We start from the raw sequence: 23601 nt of genomic DNA on the forward strand, positions 1-23601 counted from the left end.
GCGGGAAGGGAGTCAGACGTCCACGACGGGTGTGCGGCCGGGCTGCCGTGCCTCCACGCCGAGGTGTTCGCCGACCCGGTTCACGAGCAGCGTCATCTCGTACGCGACCTGGCCGATGTCCGCCTCTGCGGTGCTCAGCACGCACAGGCAGCTGCCCTCGCCCGCGGCCATCACATAGAGCACGGCCTCGTCGAACTCGATCAGGGTCTGCCGGACCTTCCCGGAGCCGAAGTGCCGGCCCGATCCCTTGGCCAGGCTGTGCAGTCCGGAGGAGACGGCCGCGAGATGCTCGGCGTCCTCGCGGACGAGACCCGTGCTGGTGGCGGTGACCAGGCCGTCGTTGGACAGCACCAGGGCGTGCTGCACGTGGTCGACCCGCTTGGTCAAGTCGTCGAGCAGCCAGCCGAGTCCGGTGTCCTCTGGCATCGCGTGGACCTCCCCCCGTACACCCGGGGCCCTCCCCCTCGTGCACTTGGCCGCAAGCCTTCCCCAAGGCCGACCGATCGGCAAGCGATGATGGCCACATGGCACAGAAGATGACCGAGGAACAATGGCGGGCCTTCGTTTCCGAGGGCACGCGTACCGGCAAGCTCTCCACCGTCCGCGCCGACGGGTCGCCGCACATCGCACCGATCTGGTTCGTGCTCGACGGGGACGACCTGGTCTTCAACACCGGCAAGGAGACGGTGAAGGGCCGCAACCTCGCCCGGGACGGGCGCGTGGCGCTCTGCGTGGACGACGACCGGCCGCCCTTCGCCTTCGCCGTGATCCAGGGCGAAGCCGTACTCAGCGAGGAACTCGACGAGGTGCGGCACTGGGCGACGCGGATCGCCGCCCGCTACATGGGCGAGGAGCGGGCGGAGGAGTTCGGCGCCCGCAACGGGGTGCCGGGCGAGCTCCTCGTCCGTGTGAAGATCACGAAGGTGCTCGCCCAGGGCGGCGTCTCCGACTGAGCCCGAGGCCGCCCCGCCTCATCCCACCGAGTCGAGCAGCCGGGCGGTGTGCATCCGCCCGGCGTACTCGACCAGACGTATCAGCACCTCCTTTCCCGAGTCGCGGTCGCGCGCGTCGCACAGCACGACCGGTGTGCCCCGGTCGAGGTCGAGGGCGCGGGAGACGTCCTGGGCACCGTATGTACGCGCCCCCGCGAAGCAGTTCACGGCGACGACGAACGGGATGCGGCGGTGCTCGAAGTAGTCCACCGCGGGGAAGCAGTCCTCGAGCCGCCGGGTGTCCGCGAGGACGACGGCGCCGAGCGCCCCTTGCGAGAGCTCGTCCCACAGGAACCAGAAGCGGTCCTGGCCCGGGGTGCCGAACAGGTACAGCGACAGGCCGCTGCGGATCGTGATGCGGCCGAAGTCCATGGCCACCGTGGTGGTGGTCTTCTGCGCCACGCCGCCCACGTCGTCGATGGACTCGCCCACTTCGCTGAGCTGCTCCTCGGTGCGCAGCGGACGGATCTCGCTGACCGCTCCGACCAGGGTGGTCTTGCCCACCCCGAATCCCCCCGCGACCAGGATCTTCAGCGCCAGCGCGGATGTCTCGGCGCCGTCGCCTTCAGAGTGCTCGGAGGCCATCGATCACTTCTCTCAGGATCTTTTCGTCGGGTAGCTGCGCGGGCGGCACCGGCCGGGTCACCTTCACGACGCCCAGCTCGAGAAGGTCGCCGAGCAGCACGCGGACCACACCGACCGGAAGGTCGGCGTCCGCGGCCAGTTCGGCCACCGACTGCGTCTCGATGCGGCACAGCTCGATCAGCGCGCGGTGCTCGGGGCCGAGAGCGGTGTCGTCACCGGTCTCGGGCGCCGCGGTGTCGAGGCTGACCAGGGCGATCAGGTCGAAGCGGACACCGCTCGGGCCGGGGCTGGTGCGTCCGCCGGTCATCGCGTACGGACGGACCAGCGGGCCGGCTTCGGCGTCGTACCACTGGGCTCCCGGCTCGGGCGGGTCGTCGCCCCGTAGTTTCCTCATGGCGACCGCCCCGCTCAGCCGGCCGCCGGCGGCTGTACGGCGAACCGCGGCGGCGTGTAGAGGTGTTCGCCGACCCGCTTGACCAGGCGGGCCATCTCGTAGGCGATGAGGCCGATGTCGGCGGCGGCCGAGGACATCACCGCGAGGCAGGAGCCGTCGCCCGCGGCGGCCACGAACAGGAAGCCGTCGTCCATCTCGACCATCGTCTGGCGCACCCCGCCGACGCCGAAGTGCCGGCCGGCGCCCTTGGCGAGGCTGTGGAAGCCGGAGGCGACCGCGGCGAGGTGTTCGGCGTCCTCGCGGCGCAGCGCGCTCGAAGAGCCCACGGCCAGACCGTCGTTGGACAGGACCACGGCATGACGTACCTCGCCGACGCGCAGGACCATGTCGTCCAGGAGCCAGTCGAGTTCGCCGGAGCGGTGCGCGGTGCCGATGCTCGGGTCCTGGATCATGCGGGGTCTCCTTCGCTGTTGCCGCCCGGCGCGCGGCGGTCGCCGCCCGGGGTGAAGTCGGGTGTGTCCTCGGACCTGCGCCCTGCGGGGCGGCCCCCTCCTCTGGTCCAGCCCTCGCGGTAGGCGGTCATCCGTTCCCTGACTTGTTCCGGGGTGCGCTCGTCGGTGCTGTGTGCCGGGGCGGGTGGTTCGGTTGTCTCGGCGGCGGGTTCCTCGCGCAGCTGCGGTGCGAGGCTCGCCTGGCGTACCCGGCGCGGCAGGTCGGCGCTCGGGGTGGCGTCGCCGTTCGTGGACGGCTGCGTCGGTGCGGCCTCGCGCTGCGGTGCGCGCTGTTCCTCGCTGCTCCGCGTGTGCAGCCGCAGGGTGGTCACACCCCGCGGGGCCGGTGGGTCCGGCATGGCCGCGAGCGCGGGCCGCGGGCCGGGCAGGGAGTTTCCGCCGCCCACTTCGCGCACGGGGCTGACGCCGACCTCGCGGACGGGGCCCGCGCCCGGTACCCGGGTGTGCTCGGCGGCCGGTTCGATCTCGTCGGGTGCCGCGCGCCCGTTGCCCTTGGGCAGGGCGTCCTGCAACAGGGCGGTCGGCAGCAGCACCACCGCGGTGGTGCCGCCGTACGGGGAGGTCCGCAGGTGGACCTTGATGCCGTGGCGGGCGGCGAGCCGGCTGACCACGAACAGGCCGAGCCGGTCGCTGTCGAAGAGGTCGAGCGCCTCCGACTGCTCGATGCGGCGGTTGGCCTCGGCGAGACGTTCCTTCCCCATGCCCAGGCCGCGGTCCTCGACTTCGAGTGCGTAGCCGTTGCCGACGGGTTCGCCGCTGACGCGCACCTTGGTGTGCGGGGGGCTGAACTGGGCGGCGTTCTCGACGAGTTCGGCCAGCATGTGGGTGAGGTCGGCGACGGCGGCGCCGATCACGGCGGTCTCGGGGAGCTGGCGCACCTCCACGCGTGCGTAGTCCTCGACCTCGGACACGGCGGCCCGTACGACGTTGGTGAGCGAGACCGGCATGCGCCAGGCGCGGCCGGGCGCGGCGCCGGAGAGGATGATCAGGCTCTCCGCGTGCCGGCGCATACGCGTCGTGAGGTGGTCGAGGCGGAACAGGTCGCTCAGCTCGTTGGGGTCCTCGGCCCTGCGCTCCATGGAGTCGAGCAGGTTGAGCTGGCGGTGCACCAGGACCTGGCTGCGGCGGGCGAGGTTCACGAAGACGCCCGAGATACCGCTGGCGAGCTCGGCGCGTTCGATGGCGGCGCTGAGCGCGGCGCGGTGCACGGTGCCGAGGGCTTCGGAGACCTGTCCGATCTCGTCCTCGGCGGGCGGTCCCGGCGGGGCCTCGGCGCGGATGTCGATCTCGTCCCCGGCCCGCAACCGGCGCATGGCGCTGGGGAGTTTGCGGCGGGCGATCTCCAGGGCGCTGTTGCGCAGGCTGACCAGCTCGACGACGAGCGCGCGGCCGATGCGTACGGAGATCACGAGTGAGGCGGCGACGGCGAGCAGGCCGAGGAGCACGGCGGCGCCCGCGGGTGTGAGGATGCCGCGGGTGAACGGGTCGGCTCGGTCGGCCGCGCGCTGTCCGGCGTCGGTCTCGATGGCGCGCAGGTCGTCCTGGATCTCCGTGTACGCCTTGTCCCAGACGCCCGCGTCGACGGATTCGGCGGCCTTGCGTCCGGCCGGTGCGGCGAGGACCTTGTCCTCGACCGACAGGACGTCGGCGTAGGCGCTGCCCTTCTCCAGGTCGCGCCAGGCCGTGCGCTCCTCGCCGCGCAGGTCCTCGACGACGTTGTCGAGCAGGATGCGGCGGGTCTCGACGGTGCCGACGAAGCTCTGCAGGCGCTTGCCGTCGAGGGTGTTGGTCAGCTGTGCGGTGGACAGCAGCGCGTTCTCACGGGCGAGCATCTCGCCGGCGCGGGAGAAGTCGAGCACCACGCGGGCGTCGGAGCCGAGTTCGGCGTCCTGCACCCCGGTGAGCGCGCCGCCGACGGCGAACGCCTTGCCGATGGTCTCGGTGTACTGGTCGTACGCCTCGTCCCAGCCGGTGCGCCGGTCGAGGACGGTGGTGCGCAGGCCGACCAGCCGGTCCGCGTCGGAGACGAAGGCGCCGAGGCGCTCGGCGACCCCGGCGGGGAAGTCGGCGCCGTCGGCGACGGTGTGCTTCTCGCCGAGGCGGAGTTCGCCGATCGCCTTGTCGGTCTGGCCGGCCTGGTTGCGCAGGGCGTCCGCGCGCGCGTTGTCCGGCCGGGCCGCGTAGGCCACGGCGGCGGCGCGCTCGTCCTGGAGCTCGGCGACGGCGGCGGCCACCGGGGTACGGACCTGCTCATCGACGCGCTGCAACTGGCTGAGCCGGCTGACGTCCTGGGCCGTGGTCACGGTGGCGTAGGCCCACAGGGCGATGAGCGAGACGACGGGGACCATGAGGAGGCAGACGATCTTCGCCCGGACCCGTCGGGGGCGGAGCTGCCAGATGGGGCCGCGCTCGGGCGGCGTGGGTATGTCGGCCTGTGCCGTGGGGCCTTCGTCAGGCTGTTCGTCGGCGGGCGGTCCCGCGTGGGCGCGGCGGCCGCGCACCGGGGGTGCGGTCGCCGCGTCCGGGCCGGTCGGGCCCGGGGAGCCTGGGGTGTTGCGGGGTGTACGCATGGCCTCCTCGCTCTGGATCAGGGACGGTGCGGTGCAGCCGGGCCGGTCGGCGGGCGGCCCGGCCGCACCGCTAAGGGAGTGCGCTCTCCATCGGCCGCTGGGCCGAGGCGGAGGCCTCGCGCTCGGTGGCGGTCGGGGACAGCGCGACAAAGGCTGAGGTCAGGAAGAGATAGGAGCCGAGGCCCACGGCCAGGGGGAAGATGAACTGCATGGTCGTGGCCCCGGGGAGCGCTTCGGTGCCGGGCGTGACCTCCACGCTGACGGCCATCATGCCGGTGTAGTGCATGCTCGTGACCGCGGCGCCCATGACCAGGGAGGCGACGGCCACGGCCACCGGGGCCTTGATGTTGAGTGCCGCCCACAGGGCGGCCGTCGCCGCGGCGACGGCGATGAGCACGGAGAGGCCGACCATGGCGGGGTCGTAGCTCACCTCGCCGTGCAGCCGCAGGGCGGCCATGCCGAGGTAGTGCATGCTCGCCACCCCGATGCCGGTGGTCAGGCCGCCGAGGAAGAGCGCCCGCCCCTTGTTCCTGCTGTAGCCGACGGCGAAGACGCCCACGCCGACGACGGCCATCGCGACGACGAGGCTGACGACGGTCAGGAGCACGTTGTAACGGATCTCCGTGCCGGTGACGCTGAAGCCGAACATCGCCACGAAGTGCATCGTCCAGATGCCCGAGCCGATCGCGGAGGCGCCGGTGATGAGCCAGTTGCGCCGCGACTTTCCGGTGGCGGCGAGCGCGCGCACCATGCAACGCAGTCCGAGCGCGGCGCCGATGCAGGCCATCACGTACGACAGCGCGGGGGTAAGCCAGCCGAAGGCGGCGTGGTCCAGGTGTCCCATGCCGCGGGACGCTAGTCGTGAAGGAGGCGTGAAGAGGGGGCGCATTACGAAAGCTGGCCGAATATGACAGAGAGATGTGCAAGAACGATCGCGTCCCGCTCGAACATGCGCACCGCACGCGCGTACGGGCCATCGGTGGACACCCGCGTGGCAGTTCGACCGTTTTCCGCCGTCCCCTCGCCGGCTGAGGAATCATGGATCGCATGAGCAACGACCCCAGGGATGTCCAGGAGTTCTTCTCCGCGCGTGCGGCCGACTGGGACGCGCGCTTCCCCGACGACGGTCCGGCGTACGCGGCCGGTGTCGCCGCGATCGGCCTGCGGCCCGGGGACAAGGTGCTCGACGCCGGCTGCGGGACCGGGCGCGCCCTGCCCGTGCTGCGGGCCGCGGTGGGCCCTGAGGGCACCGTCCTCGGTGCGGATCTGACCCCCGCGATGCTCAAGGAGGCGGTCGAGGCCGGACGTGACGCGGATGGCCGGTTGCTGCTCACCGACGTGGCGCGGCTGCCGCTGCGCGACGGCGTCCTCGATGCCGTGTTCGGCGCGGGCCTGATCTCGCATCTGCCCGAACCGGCCGCGAATCTGCGCGAGTTGGCCCGGGCGGTGCGACCCGGCGGCCTCCTCGCGCTCTTCCACCCCGTCGGCCGCAGGGCGCTCGCGGCGCGGCACGGACGGCAGATCACCCCCGACGACCTGCGCGCCGAGCCCAACCTCCGCCCGCTGCTCGCCGGTTCGGGGTGGCAGATGCGTTCGTACGTGGACGAGGACTCCCGCTTCCTGGTTCTCGCCGTACGCGAGGGCTGAGCAACTCCGTCTGGATACGGCACACTTGGAAGATCGGCCGCGGAACCGACCTGAAGCGGCCGCGCCACGCAGGGGGAAGGTGGTCGCCCATGGGAGAGCTGCATCCGGTGCTGCGCAGAATCGGCAGGCTGTTCCAGCCGGACGGGCGGGAGCCGGGCGAGTCCGCGCCGGCGGCCCCGGCCGGGCGCAAGGCGGCGGAACGGAGTGCGGCCGACGACCGGCGGCGTACGCACAACATCTTCGAGGCGGCCGCGACCTACGTGACCGCCTGCGTCGACGACGACCAGGAGAAGGCGGACGAGGCGGCCGGCTGGGTCCAGCCCGAGGCTTTGCACTTCGGCATCAACGAACTGGCCTGCCGCGCCGTCATCGCACTGGCCCGGGAACGGGACGAGCCGCCGGGCGAGGTGGCCCGCAGCCTGCTCGGACTGCCCGCCGCCTGAGCGGCCCGCCCCCGTCCGCCTCCTGCTCGCGCCCTCAAGGTCGCCCAGACCTCGACGAGTCGATTACCGACTGGTTAAGGTGCGCCGACGGAATTCATGAAGGGGGAGGGCACTGCCATGGCCGGGAGTGACGAGGCCGTTGCCGCCGACGACGACGCGCTGTATGTGCTGACCGCGGTGCTGCTGACGCCTGCGAAGTTCCCGAGCGTGCTCGGCGACGACTACCCGGAGGCGTGCGCGGCGCTCGGCCTGCTGCCGATCGTCGACGGCTACGGACTGGTGCTCGGGCAGGACTCGCAGGGCGCGCGCTGGACCGTGGTGATCGACGACGTGTCGCTCGTCGCGGTCGCCATCGCCTCGTGGGACTGCGGCATGGAGTACGACCTGTCCCCGGACGACAGCACTGTGGTCACCGCCCTGGGCGGCTGGCCGCTCGAGGTGGCCGTGGCCGCGCCCGGCGTTCCGGCTCCGCACGATCCGGAGCCCGACCCGGACGACCCGGACCGGCTCACCCTCTCGCCGCCGGACACCATGACGTGGGGCCCTGCCCAACGGCGCCTCGGCGCCGACGAGATCGCCCTGCAGTGGGCCATGTGGCGGTCCCAGATCGACGACTCGACGTTCGTGACGCGCGAGGACGGGCAGGAGGCTGCCCGGTCAGGCGCGGACGGCGAGCGTGGGGCTGCGGGCGGCCCGGGTGCGGAGCAGGAAGGTTCCGCCTCCGTGGCCGACGGGACGCGCGAGGACAGACCGGGCGCGCTGGACACCGACGACCCCGCCGACACCGACGCCACCACGGCGGATGCGGGCGCCGAGGACGGCGAACCGGGCTCGGACTCGGACGCCCCGGACCCGCTCACCGAGTCCGGAGCGGTCGCGTCCGCCCCGGACTCCGGGACCGCTTCCTCCGAGGACTCCGCCTCCACGGAAGGCTCCACGCCCACCGAGGACCAGCCCTCCACCCGCACAGCGATCCGCCGCGTCCTCGCCGAGGCCCGGGCCTACATCGACACTCCCCCGCCCCTTGGCCGGGTGCGCTCCGCCTTCGCCACCGGCGAGGCCCGTACGCTGCGGGCCGACGGACCGGGCTGGTCGATGGTCGCCCGCACCGACGACATCGCTTTCGTGCTCCTCGACGAGGAGCCGGGCGAAGTGCTGCCGGTGGGCCGCGGCCCCGAACTCCCCGGTCTGCTCGAGGCCTTGGACAAGATGGCGGTACGCCCCTCCTGAACGTCCCTCCGGAACGCCGCTCCTGAACACCTGCCGGTGCCGCGGCGCCCGGACTCCGCAGTACGGTCAGGGGCGCGGACCCCGACGGCCCGCGCCCCCACCCCGTACCCGTACCGGACAAGGCACTTTCAGCGCCCGAGCTCCTTGCGCGTGACGCGCCGCAGCCGGCGCCGCTGTGATTCGTCGAGGGTCAGATAGGCCGCCGTCGGCACGCCGAGGACGATGAGCAGCGCCGCCCACCAGGGCAGCCAGATCAGCAGGATGATCCCGGCCGCCACACCACCCGCGGCGATTTTCGCGTTCCTGGACATCAGTGTCGCCTCCTTCGCGGCTGCCGCCGCTCTCATCAGTGGAGAACGGGCCCGCCGCCGCCCTGGTTCCAGTCTGGACCCTGACTCGACCCTGAGGTCCGCCCCGGACGGATCCCCTAGTCGGCGGCGGATCCCGCCCGCACGTCCGGGCAGTGGATGACTGCTGGGCCCTACTCGGCCCGCAGCGGTTCGCCCACCTCGCGCAGGTGGCCGAGCGCCTGGCGGTACGAGTCGACGGCGCCGGTCTCCGTGTACGGGATGCCCAGGTCGCGGCAGTGCGCGCGGACCAGGGGCCGGGCCAGGCGCAGGTGCGGGCGGGGCATGCTGGGGAAGAGGTGGTGCTCGATCTGGTAGTTGAGGCCGCCGAGCAGCCAGTCGGTGACCGGGCCGCCGCGGATGTTGCGGGAGGTCAGGACCTGGCGGCGCAGGTGTCCCCAGCGCTCGGTGGTGCTGTCGGGCATCGGCATGCCCTTGTGGTTGGGCGCGAAGGCGAGGCCGAGGTGCAGGCCGAAGAGCGCCTGGTGGATCAGGGCGAACAGCAGCGCCTTGCCGGGCGACAGGACCAGCAGGAGCAGGGTCACGTACGCGACGGCGTGGAGGAGCAGCAGCAGGCCTTCCACCGTGCGTTCGCGCGGGGTCTGGCGGCGCAGGTCCTTGAAGCCCTGGACCTTGAGGTTGAGTCCTTCGAGCAGGCAGAGCGGGAAGAACAGCCAGGCCTGGTGGCGGGTCAGCCAGGCCCTGAACCCGGTGCGCCCCTCGACGTGTTCCCCGGCGAACACGAGCACGTCCGGCGCCACGTCGGGGTCCTTGTCGACGTGGTTGGGGTTGGCGTGATGGCGGTTGTGCTTGTCGTTCCACCAGGCGGCGCTGGTGCCGACGAGCAGGTTGCCGTGGATCAGCCCGAGGACGCGGTTGGCCGAGCGGCGCCGGGCGATCTGGAAGTGCCCGGCGTCATGTCCGATGAACGAACTGCGCGCCGAGAACAGGGCGAGCGGCACGGCGAGCAGCAGCGTCCACCACGAGTTGCCGGCAAGGACCATGGCGGTGATCACAGCCGCCAGCGCCACGGTGTTCACGGCGATGCTCCGTGCGTACCAGCCGATGCGCCGTTCGAGGAGGCCTTGGCCCTTGACGGTGCGCAGGAGCGGTGCGAACTCGCTGCCACGGCCGTCGGCTCTGGTGGCGGGGCGCTCTGCTGCGGGGGCTGCGGTCGTCATGGCAGGTCTCCGGTCTCCGGTCGCTGTGGCGCGTTGAAACTCGTTCTGACCTGCATAAACGTAGATTTCCGCAACCGTCGGCGACCATGGCGCCACCACCCGTGTACGCGGGGGTGGTGCCCCCAGGAGCTGTTGAGGCCAGCCCCAGGGCGGGGTGTATCCAGCACCACCCCCGCCGCGGCCGTGTGAGGGGCGTCACGTCGCTTCGGCCCTGTTCCGGGGTGATCGTCGGGTACCGTCGGCTGCTCCGGTTCGACTAGTCAAACTTGAGGAATCAGCCATTCCTGCGCACAGGCCCGCCCCGCTCACCGCTGCAGAGATCCTTCAACTCACCCGTAGTGCCGTGGTGTTCCTGCCCTCGGCTCCCGCCCGCACCAGCCGGTTCGCGTTCTGGAACGAGGACGGCGGCCTGCCGGTCTCGCCCGTCGGCGAAGGCTCGGCCGAGGCTCCGACCGCCGTCGAGGACCTGACCGTCGCCCTGCCCGCCGGCGACGGCGCCGTCGAGCCGGTCCGCGTGCCCGCGCGTCTGCTGTCCGTACGCGAGGCGCTGCCCGTGCTGGCCCGCGCCCGCAGCGGCGAGGACGCCCATCCCGCGGCCGCGTTCTGGGGCGCGGCCACGCTCTTCGCCCTCCAACTGACCGCCCGCGGGCTGCTGTTGCCCGGTCTCACGGCGCGGGACGAGGACGCCTGGCGCGCCGGTCCGCTCACGGCCGCCGACCTGGAGCTCGTACGAGAGCTCGCCGCGGCGATGCCACCGCAGGCCCACGCCGTCCCCCTTGATGTCGAGGACGACGGGCACGGCGCACCCGAGGCGGGCGAGCTCTTCCTGGCCGAACCCGAAGCGCTGGTACGGCAGTTCCTGGACGCCGTGGCCGACACGCTGCCGCGCTCCCCCGCCGCGCCGCTCGCCGCCGGGCATCCGGGATTCGCCGCCCGGGAGCCTCAGCGGCTCCCGGAGCAGCGCGACTGGGCAGCCGATGTGGCCGCCGGGCACGACGCGGGCGTGCGGCTGTCCCTGCGCATCGAAGTGCCCGGGCTGCACGGGTCCGGAGCGCAGGACGGTCCGGGCGAGGCCCGGTTCCGTGCCGTGCTCCAGATGCACAGCGCCGCCGACCCCTCCCGTATCGCCGATGCCGCGGACGTATGGGCCGAATCCGGCGCCGCGGCAGGGGCGTTCGGGCCGCGCAGCCGGCTCGACGCGCTGCTCGCGCTGCGCCGTGCGGCCCGTGCCTGGGCGCCCCTGGCGCCGCTGCTCTCGGCCGCCGTGCCGGACGCGGTGGAGCTCGCGGACGAGGAGATCGCCGAACTGCTCGGCGAGGCCTCGCGCACCCTCGCGGGCGCCGGGGTCGAGGTGCACTGGCCGCGGGGCCTGGCCCGCAGGCTGACGGCCCGCGCGGTGATCGGACCGCCTGGCGAGGCCCTGTACGGACAGGAGCAGGACGGCAGGGGCCCGTACGGAGCGGGTGATCCGCAGGCCGGTGACGGGGCGCCTTCGATGCTGTCCCCGGACGCCCTGCTCGCCTTCAACTGGCGTTTCGCGCTGGGCGACCAGGAGCTGACGCGCGCCGAGCTCGACGCGCTCGCCGAGTCGCACCGGCCGCTGGTCCGGCTGCGCGACCAGTGGGTGCTCATCGATCCGGAGGAGGCCCGCCGCGCCCGTGCGCACGAGGACCGCAAGGTCACTCCGGTGGACGCGCTCGGCGCGGTGCTCACCGGCTCCACCGAGGTCGGGGGCCGGCGGGTCGAGGTGGCCGCGAGCGGCTGGCTGGCCGCGCTGCGCGACCGTATCGCGCACCCCGAGCAGACCACCGGAATCGCCCAACCGGCCGCGCTCACCGCGACGTTGCGCGACTACCAGCTGCGCGGTCTGGGTTGGCTCGCGACGATGACCGAGCTCGGCCTAGGCGGCTGTCTCGCCGACGACATGGGGCTCGGCAAGACCATCACGCTCATCTCGCTGCATCTGCACCGGCAGCAGAACGAGTCCACGCAGGGCCCGACCCTCGTGGTCTGCCCGACCTCCCTGATGGGCAACTGGCAGCGCGAGATCGAGAAGTTCGCGCCCGGCACGCCGGTGCGCCGCTTCCACGGGCAGGCCCGCAGCCTCGACGGCCTCGCGCCCGACGCGTTCGTCCTCACGACCTACGGGACGATGCGCCTGGACGCCGGGACCCTCGCCGCGCAGGCGTGGGGCATGGTCGTGGCCGACGAGGCCCAGCACGTGAAGAACCCGTACTCGGCCACCGCCAAGCAGCTGCGCACCCTGCCCGCGAAGGCCCGTGTCGCACTGACCGGCACCCCGGTGGAGAACAACCTCTCCGAGCTGTGGGCGATCCTCGACTGGACGACGCCGGGACTGCTGGGCCGCCTGGGGACGTTCCGCAGCCGGTACGCGCAGGCCGTCGAGAGCGGCACGGACCCGGCCGCCGCCGAACGGCTCGCCAAACTCGTGCGGCCCTTCCTGCTGCGCCGCCGCAAGTCCGATCCGGGCATCGCACCCGAACTGCCGCCCAAGACCGAGACCGACCGCGCCGTCTCGCTCACGGCCGAGCAGACCGGGCTCTACGAGGCCGTGGTGCGCGAGACCCTCGCCGCGATCTCCGAGGCGGACGGCATGGAGCGGCGCGGCCTGATCGTGAAGCTGCTCACCGGGCTCAAGCAGATCTGCAACCACCCCGCGCAGTACCTCAAGGAGGAGCGCCCCGCGATCGGCGGCCGCTCCGGAAAGCTGGAGCTGCTCGACGAACTGCTCGACACGATCCTCGCCGAGGACGCGAGCGTGCTGGTGTTCACGCAGTACGTGCAGATGGCACGGCTGCTCGAACAGCACCTGGCGGCGCGGGGCGTGCGCACCCAGTTCCTGCACGGCGGTACACCGGTGGCCGAGCGCGAGGCGATGGTGAACCGCTTCCAGGACGGTGAAGTCCCGGTGTTCCTGCTGTCGTTGAAGGCCGCGGGCACGGGCCTCAACCTGACCCGGGCCGAGCACGTCGTGCACTACGACCGCTGGTGGAACCCGGCCGTGGAGGCCCAGGCCACCGACCGTGCGTACCGGATCGGGCAGACCCGCCCGGTGCAGGTGCACCGGCTGATCGCCGAGGGCACCATCGAGGACCGCATCGCCGCCCTGCTCGCGCGCAAGCAGGACCTCGCCGACTCGGTGCTCGGCGCCGGCGAGGCCGCCCTGACCGAACTCACCGACGCCGAACTGGCCGAGCTGGTCCAGCTGCGAGGAGAGGGCCGATGACCTCGGGGGACGCGATGCACAGGGAAGACGGAATGCAGACGGGGGACGCGATGAACGCCGGTGCCGAGCGGACCTTCGAGCCGTTGCCGCCCGCCCACGGGCGCGGCTTCGCCACGACCTGGTGGGGCCAGGCCTGGCTCAAGGCCCTGGAGGACACGGCTCTGGACAACCAGATGACCAAGGCGGGACGCAGGCTCGCGCGGGCCGGTGCCGTCGGCGCCGTGTCGGTGCGGCCCGGGCGGATCACCGCCGTGGTCCAGGAGAAGGGGCGGGCCGCCTTCCGCAGCGACGTGCTCCTGCAGCAGCTGAGCGAGGACGAGTGGGACCGTCTCCTCGACCTCGCCGTGGACAGCGCAGGGCACATCGCGGCGCTCCTCGACCGCGAGCTGCCGCCGCATCTCGTCGAGGACGCGGCGGCGGCCGGCATCCATCTCCTGCCGGGGATCGGCGACTTGGAGCCCGAGTGCAGCTGTGAGGCCTGGGACCACTGCGGTCATACGGCCGCGCTCAGCTACCAGATGGCGCGGCTGCTCGACCAGGACCCGTTCGTGCTGCTCCTGATGCGGGGGCGCGGCGAGCGGGCGCTCCTGGACGAGTTGCAGGTGCGGAGCGTGGCGCGGGCCTCGACGCTCGAGCCGGACGCGGACGACGACCGGCCGGAGCCGGCGCAGGGCGTCCGCGCCGAGGAGGCGTACGCGATGGGCGCGATCCTGCCGCCGCTGCCCCCGCTCCCGGCGCTGCCCGAGGCGCCGGGGCGGCCGCCCGCGCTGGACACGGAGACGGCTCCGGCGCCCGGACTCGAGGTCTCCTCGGTGCAGTTCCTCGCGGAGCGCGCCGCGCACGAGGCGCATCAGCTGCTGACCGCCGCGCTGGCGGGACTCCCCTTCCCCGCGCCGCTGGAGGCGAGCCAGGACGCGGTACGCCTTGCGCTCGGCGCGTCGGCTCCGGTGCGTGCGCGGCTCGCCGAGGGCTCCGGGCGCAGCCGCGAAGGGCTCGAACTGGCCGTGCAGGCGTGGGAGTTCGGCGGCGCGGCGGCGCTGGACGTCCTGGAGCACGCGTGGACGCCGGCCGGGGACGAGGCCGTACGGGCGCGGGCGGCGCTCGACACGGCCTGGGAGCCGGACGAGCGGCCGCAGTTGAAGGCCTCCGGCAACCGCTGGACCGTGGCGGACGCACCGGCCCAGCTGCGGTACGGGCGCGACGGCCGCTGGTGGCCCTACCGCAAGGAGCGGGGGCGCTGGGTGCCCGCGGGCGGGGCGGCGCAGGATCCGGCGGCGGCGCTCGCGGGACTCCTCGGCGGCGAGCAGATCGCCTAGGGTCGCCGTCGTGCCCGAACCGACCTTGCCCAGCGCCCCGGAACCGACCTTGCCCAGCGCCCCCGTCCCGCCCCTCCCGTCCTCCCCCGACCTGTCGTACCTGGCCTCCGTCCGCGAGTCGTACGACACCGTCGCCGTCGCGTACGCCGACCGGGTCCCGGCGCCGTCCGATCTCGACCCGCTCTCGCGGGCGCTGCTCGGCGCGTTCGCCGAGTCGGTGCGCGAGGCCGGCGGCGGGGTCGTCGCGGACGTGGGGTGCGGGCCGGGGAAGGTGTCCGCGCACCTCGCCGGGCTCGGCCTGACGATGACGGGTGTCGACCTGTCGCCCGAGATGGTGCGCCTCGCGCGGGAGAGCCATCCCGAACTGCCCTTCCGTGTGGGCTCGATGACCGCGCTGCCCTTCGCGGACGGCGAACTGACCGGTGTGCTCGCGTACTACAGCACGCACCACACACCGCCCGGGGCGCTGCCGGTCGTGTTCGGCGAGTTCCGGCGGGTGCTCGCGCCCGGCGGCATCCTGATGGTCTCGGGGCATGTGGGGGGACGGCGAGGAGCTCCACCCGACGCAGGCCTACGGCGGTCACCCGGTGTCGTACGGGAGTTATCTGCGGCCCGCGGACGAGATCGCCGCGCTGATCGAGCGGGCCGGTCTCGAGGTGACGGACCGGATGGTGCGGGCGCCGACGAACGGCGGCAAGTGGCCCGGCGGCACGTTCTTCGCGCGGAAGGCTGACTGAGCGGGCTGTTCGAGCAGTTGGCCGAATTCGCCGCTGGGTCGTCGGCGCTCGTATCGCGCGGGGTACGACACAGGGCCGTGGCGACGGCGGAACGCGCAGCCCCGGGCGCCGGTCCCGATGACGCGGCATCACCCGCCCGCGGCCGCCGTCCCGAGCGGCGCCGGCGAGGCGAAGTCCGTCGGGAGCGCGGTCGGGATGCCGCTCGGCAGGTCGCTGGGGATGCCGCTCGGCAGCTCGGTGGGGAAGCCGCTCGGGAGCTGCGTGGGGAGCTTGGTGGGGATCTCGGTCGGCAGGCCGGACGGGATGCTCAGGGACGGGGTCGGCTTCTTGGTCGTGGTGGTGGGGTCCGGGGAGTCGCCGTCCCCGGCGCCGTCGCTCCCGTTCGTGACGAACAGGACGACCGCGGCGATCGCGCCCACGGCGACGATCACGGCGAGCAGGGCGAGCAGGCCTGCGCGCCGCCGGGGCCCGCCCGGGGGTTCACCGCCCGGCGGGTACGGTCCCCCGGCGGGCGGGCCGAAGCCCCCGTCCGAGGTGCCGTCACCACCCGGAGGCGGGCCGTACCCACCGGATCCGTGTCCGCCGCCGGATCCATACCCGCCGCCCCCGTACGCACCGCCGCCCGGTGGAGACCCGAAGCCCCCGCCGGACGGCGGTGGTGTCGGCGGCTGCGGCGGCGGCTCGGGAGGCATGGCCATACCGCCAAGAGTCACCCCGAAACGCTCAGGATGCGACCTCTGTACGGGAGTTGGCCCCGCACGCCCGGATCCGCCGCGTCCGGATTTGCCACGCCCGGATCCGCCGCGTCCGGACCCGCCCGCCTCCGCAGGCGGGCGGCGCCGTCAGTCGCACCTCACCCGCGCACCCCGAGCAGGTGGTCCATCGCCAGCTGGTCGAGGCGCTCGAAGGCCATGCCCCGCGCCGCGGCGGCGTCCACGTCGAAGTCCTCGAACGCGCCCCGGTCCGCGAGGAGTCCGGCGAGGCCGTCCTCGGCGGTGGGCCGGGCGAGTTCGTCGAGGCGGGCGTCGAGCAGCGCCTGCTGCACCTCGGGGTCGGCACGGAAGGCGGCCGAACGCTCGCGCAGGATCAGGTAGTTGCGCATGCAGCCTTCGGCGGACGCCCACACCCCGCTGTAGTCCTCGGTCCGCGGCGGCTTGAAGTCGAAGTGCCGCGGACCCTCGTAACCCGCCGTCTCCAGGAGGTCCACCAGCCAGAACGCCTGGCGCACGTCTCCGGCGCCGAAGCGCAGGTCCTGGTCGTACTTGATGCCGCTCTGCCCGTTGAGGTCGAGGTGGAAGAGCTTGCCGGACCAGATGGCCTGGGCGATGGCGTGCGGGTAGTTGAGCCCGGCCATCTGCTCGTGGCCGACCTCCGGGTTGACCCCGTACAGCTCCGGGCGCTCCAGGCGCTCGATGAAGGCCAGGGCGTGGCCGACGGTCGGCAGCAGGATGTCGCCGCGCGGCTCGTTGGGCTTGGGCTCGATGGCGAACTTCAGGTCGTAGCCCTGTTCGGTGACGTACTGGCCGAGCAGGTCGAAGGCCTCCTTCATCCGGTCGAGCGCGGCGCGGATGTCCTTGGCTCCGCCCGACTCCGCGCCCTCGCGTCCGCCCCAGGCCACGTACACCTTGGCACCGAGTTCGGCGGCGAGGTCGATGTTGCGGATGGTCTTGCGCAGCGCGTAGCGGCGCACGTCGCGGTCGTTGGCGGTGAAGCCGCCGTCCTTGAAGACCGGGTGCGTGAAGAGGTTGGTGGTGGCCATGGGGACGATGAGGCCGGTGTCGTCCAGGGCCTGGCGGAAGCGCTTGATGTGCTGCTCGCGTGCGGCGTCCGAGGATCCGAAGGGGATCAGGTCGTCGTCATGGAAGGTGATGCCGTACGCCCCGAGCCCGGCGAGCCGCTCCACCGCCTCCACGGGGTCCAGCGCGGCCCTGGTCGGGTCGCCGAACGGGTCCTTGCCCTGCCAGCCCACGGTCCACAGACCGAAGCTGAACTTGTCCTCGCGCACCGGCTGATACGTCATCGCCCCTGCTCCTTCGTCCTACGGCGGCGGATCCGCGTCCGCGGGCCCGGAGGTATCGCTCCCGGAAGCGCGCGGCGGCGGTCACACCTTGGTTACGTCGGCGTGCAGACCTATTTCGTCATGCCGATTGACAAATTAGTATCCGGGGACGCGCCTGGAAACCCCCCAGTCGTTCGTCGGACCATGGACGACCACCCCGCACGCGGACGGAGACCGCCATGACAGCAGCCGAAGGACCGCTGGTCGTCGGCGTGGACAGCTCGACGCAGTCCACGAAAGCCCTGGTCGTGGACGCGGCCACGGGCCGCGTGGTGGCGAGCGGCCAGGCGCCGCACGTCGTGTCGGGCGGCGCCGGCCGCGAGAGCGATCCGGAGCAGTGGTGGCAGGCGCTGTGCGCGGCGGTCGCCGCCTGCGGCCCGGCGGCGCGCGAGGCGGCCGCGGTCTCGGTGGGCGGACAGCAGCACGGCCTGGTGACGCTCGATGCCGCGGGCCGCCCGGTGCGCCCGGCGCTGCTGTGGAACGACGTGCGGTCGGCGCCGCAGGCCAAGCGCCTGGTCGCGGAGCTCGGCGGCCCGAAGGCCTGGGCCGAGCGGATCGGCAGCGTGCCGGGCGCGTCCTTCACGGTGTCGAAGTGGGCCTGGCTGGCCGAGCACGAGCCCGCGGCGGTGGCGGCGACGGCCGCAGTGCGGCTGCCGCACGACTACCTCACAGGGCGCCTGACCGGTCAGGGCACCACCGACCGCGGCGACGCCTCGGGCACGGGGTGGTGGGCGGCGCCCACGCAGGCGTACGACGAGAAGATCCTGGACCTCGTCGGGCTCGACCCGGCGCTTCTCCCCCGCGTCGTGGGCCCCGGAGAAGTGGCCGGGACCACGCGCGCACTGCCGGAACTGCCGTTCTCGCAGGGCGTGTTGGTGGCACCCGGAACCGGGGACAACGCGGCCGCCGCGCTCGGACTCGGCCTGCGCCCCGGCGCGCCCGTCCTGAGCCTCGGCACCTCGGGCACGGTGTATACGGTCGCCCGGCGCCGGCCCGCGGATCCGAGCGGCACGGTCGCGGGGTTCGCGGACGCCCGCGGCGACTGGCTGCCGCTGGCCTGCACCCTCAACTGCACGCTCGCCGTGGACCGCGTCGCCACGCTCCTGGGGCTCGGCCGCGAGGCCGTGGAGCCGGGCGGCACGGCCACCGTGCTCCCGTTCCTCGACGGGGAGCGCACCCCCGATCTGCCGGCCGCCTCCGGACTCGTGCACGGCCTGCGGCACGACACCACGGGCGGTCAGCTGCTCCAAGCCGCGTACGACGGCGCGGTGTTCGCGCTGCTGCGGGCCCTCGACCTCGTACTGGCCGTGGACGGGGACCCGGCGGACGAGCCGCTGCTCCTGATCGGCGGCGGCGCGCGGGGCAGGGCCTGGCAGGAGACGGTACGGCGGCTGAGCGGCCGCGCGGTCCAGGTGCCGCGCGCCGCCGAACTGGTCGCGCTCGGCGCGGCCGCCCAGGCCGCGGGTCTCCTGACCGGCGAGGACCCGGCGGCGGTGGCCAGGCGCTGGGGCACGGCCGAGGGCCCGGTCCTCGATCCGGTGGAGCGGGACGACCGGACCCTGGCGCGGATCGCCGCCGTGCTCGACGATGCCACCCCTCTCCTGACCTCCTCCGACTCCGGCACCTCCCCCGACACCCTCTGAGGAGCACCCTCATGACCACTGAGCTCCCCCAGGGCGGCGGTTTCGGCGATCCGGCGTTCCTGCCCAACACCCAGCAGGGCATCCGCCGGCGCAACCTCTCCCTGGTCTTGCAGGCCATCACGGCGCACGGGCCGCTCTCGCGTGCCGCGGTCGCCACCCGGATCGGGCTCACGCGGGCCGCGGTGTCCACGCTGGTGGACGAGTTGATCCGGGCCGAACTCCTCGTCGAACTGGGGCCGGAGCGGCCCGGCACCGTGGGCCGGCCCGGCAGCGCCCTCACCGTGGGCGAGCGCGGCCCGGTGGGGATCGGCGCGGAGATCGGCGTGGACCACCTCGCGGTGTGCGCGGTCGATCTGCACGGCAAGGTGCGGGCCCGGGCGACCCTTGAGAGCGACAACCGGGGCCGCCCGCCGGAGCCGGTCCTCAAGGAACTGGCCCGTCTGGTACGGGAGGTGACCGGCGCGAGCCGCGCCGCGGGCCTGCGTCCGGCCGGCCTCGCGGTCGCCGTGCCGGGCCTGGTCGCCCGCGATTCGCACACGGTCGTGCGCGCCCCCAACCTCGGCTGGAGCGAGCTGGATCTCGGCCCGTTCCTGCTCGACGGACTGCCCCTGAGCGTGGACAACGAGGCCAATCTCGGCGCGCTGGCCGAGCTCTGGATCGGCGGCGATCCGGCGCCGCAGGACTTCGTGCACGTGTCGGCGGAGATCGGCATCGGTGCCGCAGTAGTGGTGGGCGGCCGGCTCCTGCGCGGGACGCACGGGTTCGCGGGCGAGCTCGGCCATGTCCCGGTGCGCCCGGAGGGCCCCGCCTGTCCATGCGGCGGGCGCGGCTGCCTGGAGCAGTACGCGGGTGAGGAGGCGGTGCTGCGCGCGGCCGGCATCCCGTACGGCGAGCAGGGCATCGGACTTCTTGCCGCCCGCGCCGAGGACGGTGACGCGCAGGCGCGCCGTGCGCTGCGCGGGGCCGGTTCGGCGCTCGGCATCGCCCTGTCCGGCGCGGTGAACCTGCTCGATCCGCAGACCGTGATCCTCGGCGGCGCCCTGTCCCGGCTCGCGCCGTGGCTGCTGCCGTCGCTCGAGCGCGAACTCGCCCGCCGCACCGCCGATCCCGCACGCCCCAAGGGCGGCACCGTCACGGTGTCGCGGCTCGGTTCGGAGGGTCCGCTCCTGGGCGCGGCGCACTCGGTGGTGCAGGCGGTCCTGGACGATCCGGCGTCGGTCGCGGGCGCGGTGCGCTGAGCCGCGCGAGTCGGCCTTGCGCGTCTCGCGTCGGGAACTCGCCCGGTGCGCCCGGTACGCGTCTCGCTTCGGGAACTCGCCCGGTGCGCCCGGTACGCGTCTCGCTTCGGGAACTCGCCCGGCCCGCCCGGTGCGCGTCTCACTTCGGGAGCTCGCCCGGATCGACGGGCGTGACGGGTGAGTTCCCGGTGAGCGAGGTCTTCAGGCCGATCGTGAAAATGGTGTACGTGATCTGCGTCGCGCTGGTCCGCGTGGTGAAGCGGGCCTTCTTCTCGAACTTGTCGAACGAGCAGTTCCGGTTGAAGGTGCGGGCCTTGCCGTTCCAGTCCGAGCCCGCCGTGAAGTAGATGGTGTAGTCGCCGTCGGAGACCCGCTGCACCTGGGCCTTGGAGTTCTTGCGCACGTACACGGAGAACACGGCCTTGCCGCCGCGCGCCAGGGTCACCACGGCGTCCGTGGCGGCGCCGTCGATCTTGAGCACACCGCGGCCGCCGCGAGAGCCGTCCTTCACGAACTTGCCGTTCTTCAGGCGGCGGTCGGTCTCCTTGGGGAACGCGGGCAGGGCGAGGCCCGTCGGATAGCCGTTGTCGTCCAGGGCGCGAGCTGCGTCCCGTAAGGCCTTGAGGCTCTTGCCGCTGCCGAAGCGGGCGGTGGCGGCGGTGCCGGTGCACAACGCCCCGTCGTCGCGGCCCTGCCGGGCGGTGCCGAGGTCGGCGGCGAGCGCGCCGAGCGCGGTGGCGTAGGAGCTGTGCTCGGCGGTGATGCGCTCGGGGGCGTCCGCCTCCGTCAGGGTGCTCTGCGCCTGCACGGCCGCGTCGGCCGCCGCGGTGAGAGCCCCGTCGACGGCCTCGTCGGAGCGCGCCTTCTGGAGGGTGCGCAGCGCCTCGTTCAACGGGTCGGCCGTGTCCCCCAGCAGTGCGGTGTACTCGCTGTCGGTCAGCGGCGGCGTGGTGCTGGGCGAGGGCGGCGGCTCCTTCTCGTCCGGGGTGGCCTCGGCGGACTGGAGGCCGCGCAGCCAGTCGCCGTCGCCGGACGACCCCGAACTGCACCCGGCGGCGAGCAGCACCCCCGCCGCCACCACGGCCCCCGTCCGCAGAGCCGCTTTCCTCCCGGCACGCCGTATTCGCCGCACGATGACCCCCCGTTGCCGATTCGTGCCCGATCCCCTGACGAGAGTCGGCCACCGCCCGCTCTCCGTCAACGGCGCGGGCCCGCCCCCTTCCGGCCCAACCGGCTTGCGCCGTACCGTCGTTACCACGCGTGGGCCCACACCCCGCCCCTCAGCCGAATCGACCGGTCAAGGAGACCCATGGACCCGGCCCGCGCCCTCCCCAGCCGACGACGCCTTCTTCAGGGCGCCGCTCTCGCCCTGCCTGCCGCCGTGCTGTCCGGCACCACCAGCGAGGCACGCCCCATCGCCGTCGCCGACTACCCCGACGCCGACTGGGTGCCCGCGAGCCCCTCCAACCAGACGGCCGCCAACCGCCCCGCCACATATCCGATCACGCATGTCGTCATCCATGTCACGCAGGAGACGTACGCCGACACGCTCGGCATCTTCCAGAACCCCGCGAAGCAGGTCTCGGCGCACTACCTCGTGCGGTCCTCGGACGGCAACGTGGCGCAGTGCGTACGCGACCGGAACGTGGCCTGGCACGCGGGCAACTGGACGTACAACACCCGCAGCATCGGCATCGAGCACGAGGGCTGGGTCGACCAGCCGGCGTGGTTCACGCACGCGATGTACGAGTCCTCGGCACGGCTGACTGCGCACCTGTGCGCCACGTACGGCATCCCGCGCGACCGCGAGCACATCATCGGGCACCACGAGGTGCCGGGCGCCACGCACACCGACCCGGGGCCGCTGTGGGACTGGACGCGGTACATACGGATGGTCAACTTCGCCTGACCAGGGGGTCGTTCCGCGCGTGTGCGACCGGTTGCCGGTTGCCGGCCTGTGCTGCGACCCATTGCCGATTGTCCGCGCGTGCGACCCGTTGCAAGTTGCCCGCGTGTGCGACGCCGGTTACCCGCGTGCACGCGACCAGTTGCCGGTTACCCGCGTACGCGCGACCAGTTGCCGGTTGCCCGTGCGCGCGACCTGTTGCCGGTTGCCCCGGTCGGGGCGACGATGGCGGCAACCGCACCGGTACGCCACGGAGGCCGAGTTGACCGATCCCTGGGTGGCCCTCGCGCCGGGCACCGACCCGGCCGAGCGGACGCGTGCGCTGCGCCGCGCCCATACGGCGTTCACCACGGCCGGGCGGGTGGAGCGCCCGGTGCGGCAGGTGGTGGCCGACTCGTGGCGGCGCTCCGCCCGCGCCCACGTCAGCCCCGAGTGCACCGCCGAAGTCGAGCTGGCCGAAGCGGACTTGGGCGCGTACCGCGCGGAGCATCCGCTGGCCCGCGTGATGCCGCTGATGCGCGAGCTGGTCTCGACGTACGCGATGGACGGCGAGCACCTGCTCGCGGTGTGCGACGCGCAGGGCCGGCTGCTCTGGGTCGAGGGACATGCGCTGACGCGGCGACGGGCCGGGCGGATGAACTTCGTGCCGGGTGCCCGCTGGGCCGAGTCCGCGATGGGCACCAACGCGCCGGGGACGGCGGTGGCCGTGGACCGGCCGGTGCAGGTATTCGCCGCCGAGCACTTCAGCCGGCCGGTCCAGCCCTGGACCTGCGCCGCCGCACCGGTCCACCACCCGCACACCGGGCGGCTACTCGGCGCCGTCGACATCACCGGCGGGACGCCCCTCGCCCACCCGCACAGCCTCGCATTCGTCCAGGCCGTGGCGCGTGCCGCCGAGGCCCAACTGGCCCTGGAACAGCCCCCGCAGTCCCCCGAGACGATCACGCTGCACGCCCTCGGCCGCGACGAGGCGCTGCTCGTGGCCCACGGCCGCAAACTGCGCCTGAGCCGACGCCACAGCGAACTCCTCACCCTGCTCGCCCGCCACCCCGAAGGGCTCACGGGCGACCAGCTGCTGCTCGCGCTCTACGAGGACGAGTCGATGTCACCCGTCACCCTGCGGGCCGAACTCTCGCGCCTGCGCGCCCTGTTGGGCGCGGATCTCCTGGCCTCGCGCCCCTACCGCCTCACCTCGCCCGTCGAGGCCGACTTCCTGCTGGTCGAGCGGCGGCTCGGGGCGGGTGCGGTGTCGGGGGCGATGGGCGCGTACGGCGGTCCGCTGCTGCCCTCGTCGAGCGCGCCCGAGATCGTACGGCTGCGCGAGCGGCTCGACCGCGGTCTGCGGGCGGCCCTGGTGGACCGGGCGGATCCGCAGCTGCTCACCGACTGGGTGCGCAGCCCGTGGGGCGGCGAGGACCTCGACGTGTGGCAGGCGCTCGCGGGAGCCAGTCCGCGGTCCGCGCGGGCCGGGGTCCAGGCCGAGGTGCGGGCGCTCGACCGCGAGCAGTCGGCCTGACCGTATGACCGCGGGCAGTCGGCCGCACCATACCGCGG

22 protein-coding genes are annotated in these 23601 nt (G+C 73.4%); 11 read left to right on the top strand and 11 right to left on the bottom strand.

Annotation, left to right across the window (positions count from 1 at the left end):
• Positions 1–12: 12 nt before the first annotated feature.
• Positions 13–426: a roadblock/LC7 domain-containing protein gene (locus tag BLT97_RS01485; RefSeq protein WP_093606793.1), complete on the bottom strand. Its 414-nt coding sequence runs from the start codon at positions 424–426 to the stop codon at positions 13–15.
• 98 nt (positions 427–524) lie between these two features.
• Here BLT97_RS01485 and BLT97_RS01490 point away from each other — a divergent pair, with 98 nt between their 5' ends.
• Complete coding sequence (locus BLT97_RS01490; protein ID WP_093606794.1) at positions 525–953, top strand: PPOX class F420-dependent oxidoreductase; 429 nt, start codon at positions 525–527, stop codon at positions 951–953.
• An 18-nt stretch (positions 954–971) separates the two neighbouring features.
• Here the strand turns inward: BLT97_RS01490 and BLT97_RS01495 are convergent, their stop codons facing one another.
• From BLT97_RS01495 to BLT97_RS01515, 5 genes are all read right to left on the bottom strand, one after another.
• The gene (locus BLT97_RS01495; RefSeq protein WP_093606795.1) at positions 972–1577 is read right to left on the bottom strand and encodes a GTP-binding protein; all 606 of its coding nucleotides are present in this window, start codon (positions 1575–1577) and stop codon (positions 972–974) included.
• The gene (locus BLT97_RS01500) at positions 1558–1971 is read right to left on the bottom strand and encodes a DUF742 domain-containing protein (RefSeq protein WP_093606796.1); all 414 of its coding nucleotides are present in this window, start codon (positions 1969–1971) and stop codon (positions 1558–1560) included. Before BLT97_RS01500 ends, BLT97_RS01495 begins: the two co-directional genes overlap by 20 nt.
• Before the next feature lie 14 nt (positions 1972–1985).
• Positions 1986–2423, bottom strand: a complete 438-nt coding sequence (locus BLT97_RS01505) for a roadblock/LC7 domain-containing protein (RefSeq protein ID WP_093606797.1) — start codon at positions 2421–2423, stop codon at positions 1986–1988.
• Complete coding sequence (locus BLT97_RS01510) at positions 2420–5053, bottom strand: sensor histidine kinase (RefSeq protein WP_093606798.1); 2634 nt, start codon at positions 5051–5053, stop codon at positions 2420–2422. Before BLT97_RS01510 ends, BLT97_RS01505 begins: the two co-directional genes overlap by 4 nt.
• Before the next feature lie 70 nt (positions 5054–5123).
• Positions 5124–5897 carry an MHYT domain-containing protein gene (locus tag BLT97_RS01515; protein WP_093606799.1) on the bottom strand — a complete coding sequence of 258 codons (774 nt, stop codon included), beginning with the start codon at positions 5895–5897 and terminating at the stop codon, positions 5124–5126.
• 203 nt (positions 5898–6100) lie between these two features.
• Between BLT97_RS01515 and BLT97_RS01520 the strand changes: the two genes are divergently transcribed.
• The 3 genes from BLT97_RS01520 (at position 6101) to BLT97_RS01530 (ending at position 8373) form a co-directional block, all read left to right on the top strand.
• Positions 6101–6700 carry a class I SAM-dependent methyltransferase gene (locus BLT97_RS01520; protein ID WP_093606800.1) on the top strand — a complete coding sequence of 200 codons (600 nt, stop codon included), beginning with the start codon at positions 6101–6103 and terminating at the stop codon, positions 6698–6700.
• 89 nt (positions 6701–6789) lie between these two features.
• Positions 6790–7143 (top strand): hypothetical protein, encoded by a 354-nt coding sequence (locus BLT97_RS01525; RefSeq protein WP_245769084.1) that lies wholly within the window; start codon positions 6790–6792, stop codon positions 7141–7143.
• Positions 7144–7260: 117 nt separating this feature from the next.
• Positions 7261–8373, top strand: a complete 1113-nt coding sequence (locus BLT97_RS01530; RefSeq protein ID WP_093606801.1) for a hypothetical protein — start codon at positions 7261–7263, stop codon at positions 8371–8373.
• Positions 8374–8501: 128 nt separating this feature from the next.
• On the opposite strand, the gene BLT97_RS01535 is transcribed toward BLT97_RS01530, so the two are convergent.
• Together BLT97_RS01535 and BLT97_RS01540 are read right to left on the bottom strand one after the other, a co-directional pair.
• Positions 8502–8684 carry a hypothetical protein gene (locus tag BLT97_RS01535; RefSeq protein WP_093606802.1) on the bottom strand — a complete coding sequence of 61 codons (183 nt, stop codon included), beginning with the start codon at positions 8682–8684 and terminating at the stop codon, positions 8502–8504.
• 170 nt (positions 8685–8854) lie between these two features.
• On the bottom strand, positions 8855–9901 hold the full coding sequence (locus tag BLT97_RS01540) for a fatty acid desaturase family protein (protein ID WP_093606803.1): 1047 nt from the start codon (positions 9899–9901) through the stop codon (positions 8855–8857).
• A gap of 343 nt (positions 9902–10244) precedes the next feature.
• On the opposite strand from BLT97_RS01540, the gene BLT97_RS01545 reads away from it, so the two are divergent.
• The 3 genes from BLT97_RS01545 to BLT97_RS01555 are packed head-to-tail and all read left to right on the top strand — an operon-like array spanning position 10245 to position 15197.
• Complete coding sequence (locus BLT97_RS01545) at positions 10245–13148, top strand: DEAD/DEAH box helicase (protein WP_245769085.1); 2904 nt, start codon at positions 10245–10247, stop codon at positions 13146–13148.
• A gap of 50 nt (positions 13149–13198) precedes the next feature.
• Positions 13199–14464, top strand: a complete 1266-nt coding sequence (locus BLT97_RS01550) for an SWIM zinc finger family protein (protein ID WP_093607692.1) — start codon at positions 13199–13201, stop codon at positions 14462–14464.
• A gap of 10 nt (positions 14465–14474) precedes the next feature.
• Positions 14475–15197 (top strand): class I SAM-dependent methyltransferase, encoded by a 723-nt coding sequence (locus tag BLT97_RS01555; protein WP_342742681.1) that lies wholly within the window; start codon positions 14475–14477, stop codon positions 15195–15197.
• A gap of 132 nt (positions 15198–15329) precedes the next feature.
• Here the strand turns inward: BLT97_RS01555 and BLT97_RS01560 are convergent, their stop codons facing one another.
• Positions 15330–15899 (bottom strand): hypothetical protein, encoded by a 570-nt coding sequence (locus BLT97_RS01560; RefSeq protein WP_093606804.1) that lies wholly within the window; start codon positions 15897–15899, stop codon positions 15330–15332.
• Between the two features lie 155 nt (positions 15900–16054).
• Positions 16055–17221: a xylose isomerase gene (gene xylA, locus BLT97_RS01565; RefSeq protein WP_093606805.1), complete on the bottom strand. Its 1167-nt coding sequence runs from the start codon at positions 17219–17221 to the stop codon at positions 16055–16057.
• Between the two features lie 218 nt (positions 17222–17439).
• On the opposite strand from xylA, the gene xylB reads away from it, so the two are divergent.
• Positions 17440–18903: a xylulokinase gene (gene xylB, locus BLT97_RS01570; protein WP_093606806.1), complete on the top strand. Its 1464-nt coding sequence runs from the start codon at positions 17440–17442 to the stop codon at positions 18901–18903.
• 11 nt (positions 18904–18914) lie between these two features.
• Positions 18915–20141, top strand: a complete 1227-nt coding sequence (locus tag BLT97_RS01575) for an ROK family transcriptional regulator (RefSeq protein WP_093606807.1) — start codon at positions 18915–18917, stop codon at positions 20139–20141.
• 139 nt (positions 20142–20280) lie between these two features.
• Here the strand turns inward: BLT97_RS01575 and BLT97_RS01580 are convergent, their stop codons facing one another.
• On the bottom strand, positions 20281–21219 hold the full coding sequence (locus BLT97_RS01580; protein ID WP_143041297.1) for a hypothetical protein: 939 nt from the start codon (positions 21217–21219) through the stop codon (positions 20281–20283).
• 231 nt (positions 21220–21450) lie between these two features.
• On the opposite strand from BLT97_RS01580, the gene BLT97_RS01585 reads away from it, so the two are divergent.
• Both BLT97_RS01585 and BLT97_RS01590 read left to right on the top strand, forming a co-directional pair.
• Positions 21451–22050, top strand: coding sequence for an N-acetylmuramoyl-L-alanine amidase (locus tag BLT97_RS01585; protein ID WP_093606809.1), 600 nt, complete (start codon positions 21451–21453; stop codon positions 22048–22050).
• Positions 22051–22309: 259 nt separating this feature from the next.
• Entirely contained in the window at positions 22310–23563 is a 1254-nt protein-coding gene (locus tag BLT97_RS01590) for a GAF domain-containing protein (RefSeq protein WP_093606810.1), read from the top strand.
• Positions 23564–23601: the final 38 nt, after the last annotated feature.

Origin of the sequence: Streptomyces indicus (assembly GCF_900100315.1) — a bacterium.
In the GTDB taxonomy this organism is placed as follows: domain Bacteria; phylum Actinomycetota; class Actinomycetes; order Streptomycetales; family Streptomycetaceae; genus Streptomyces; species Streptomyces indicus.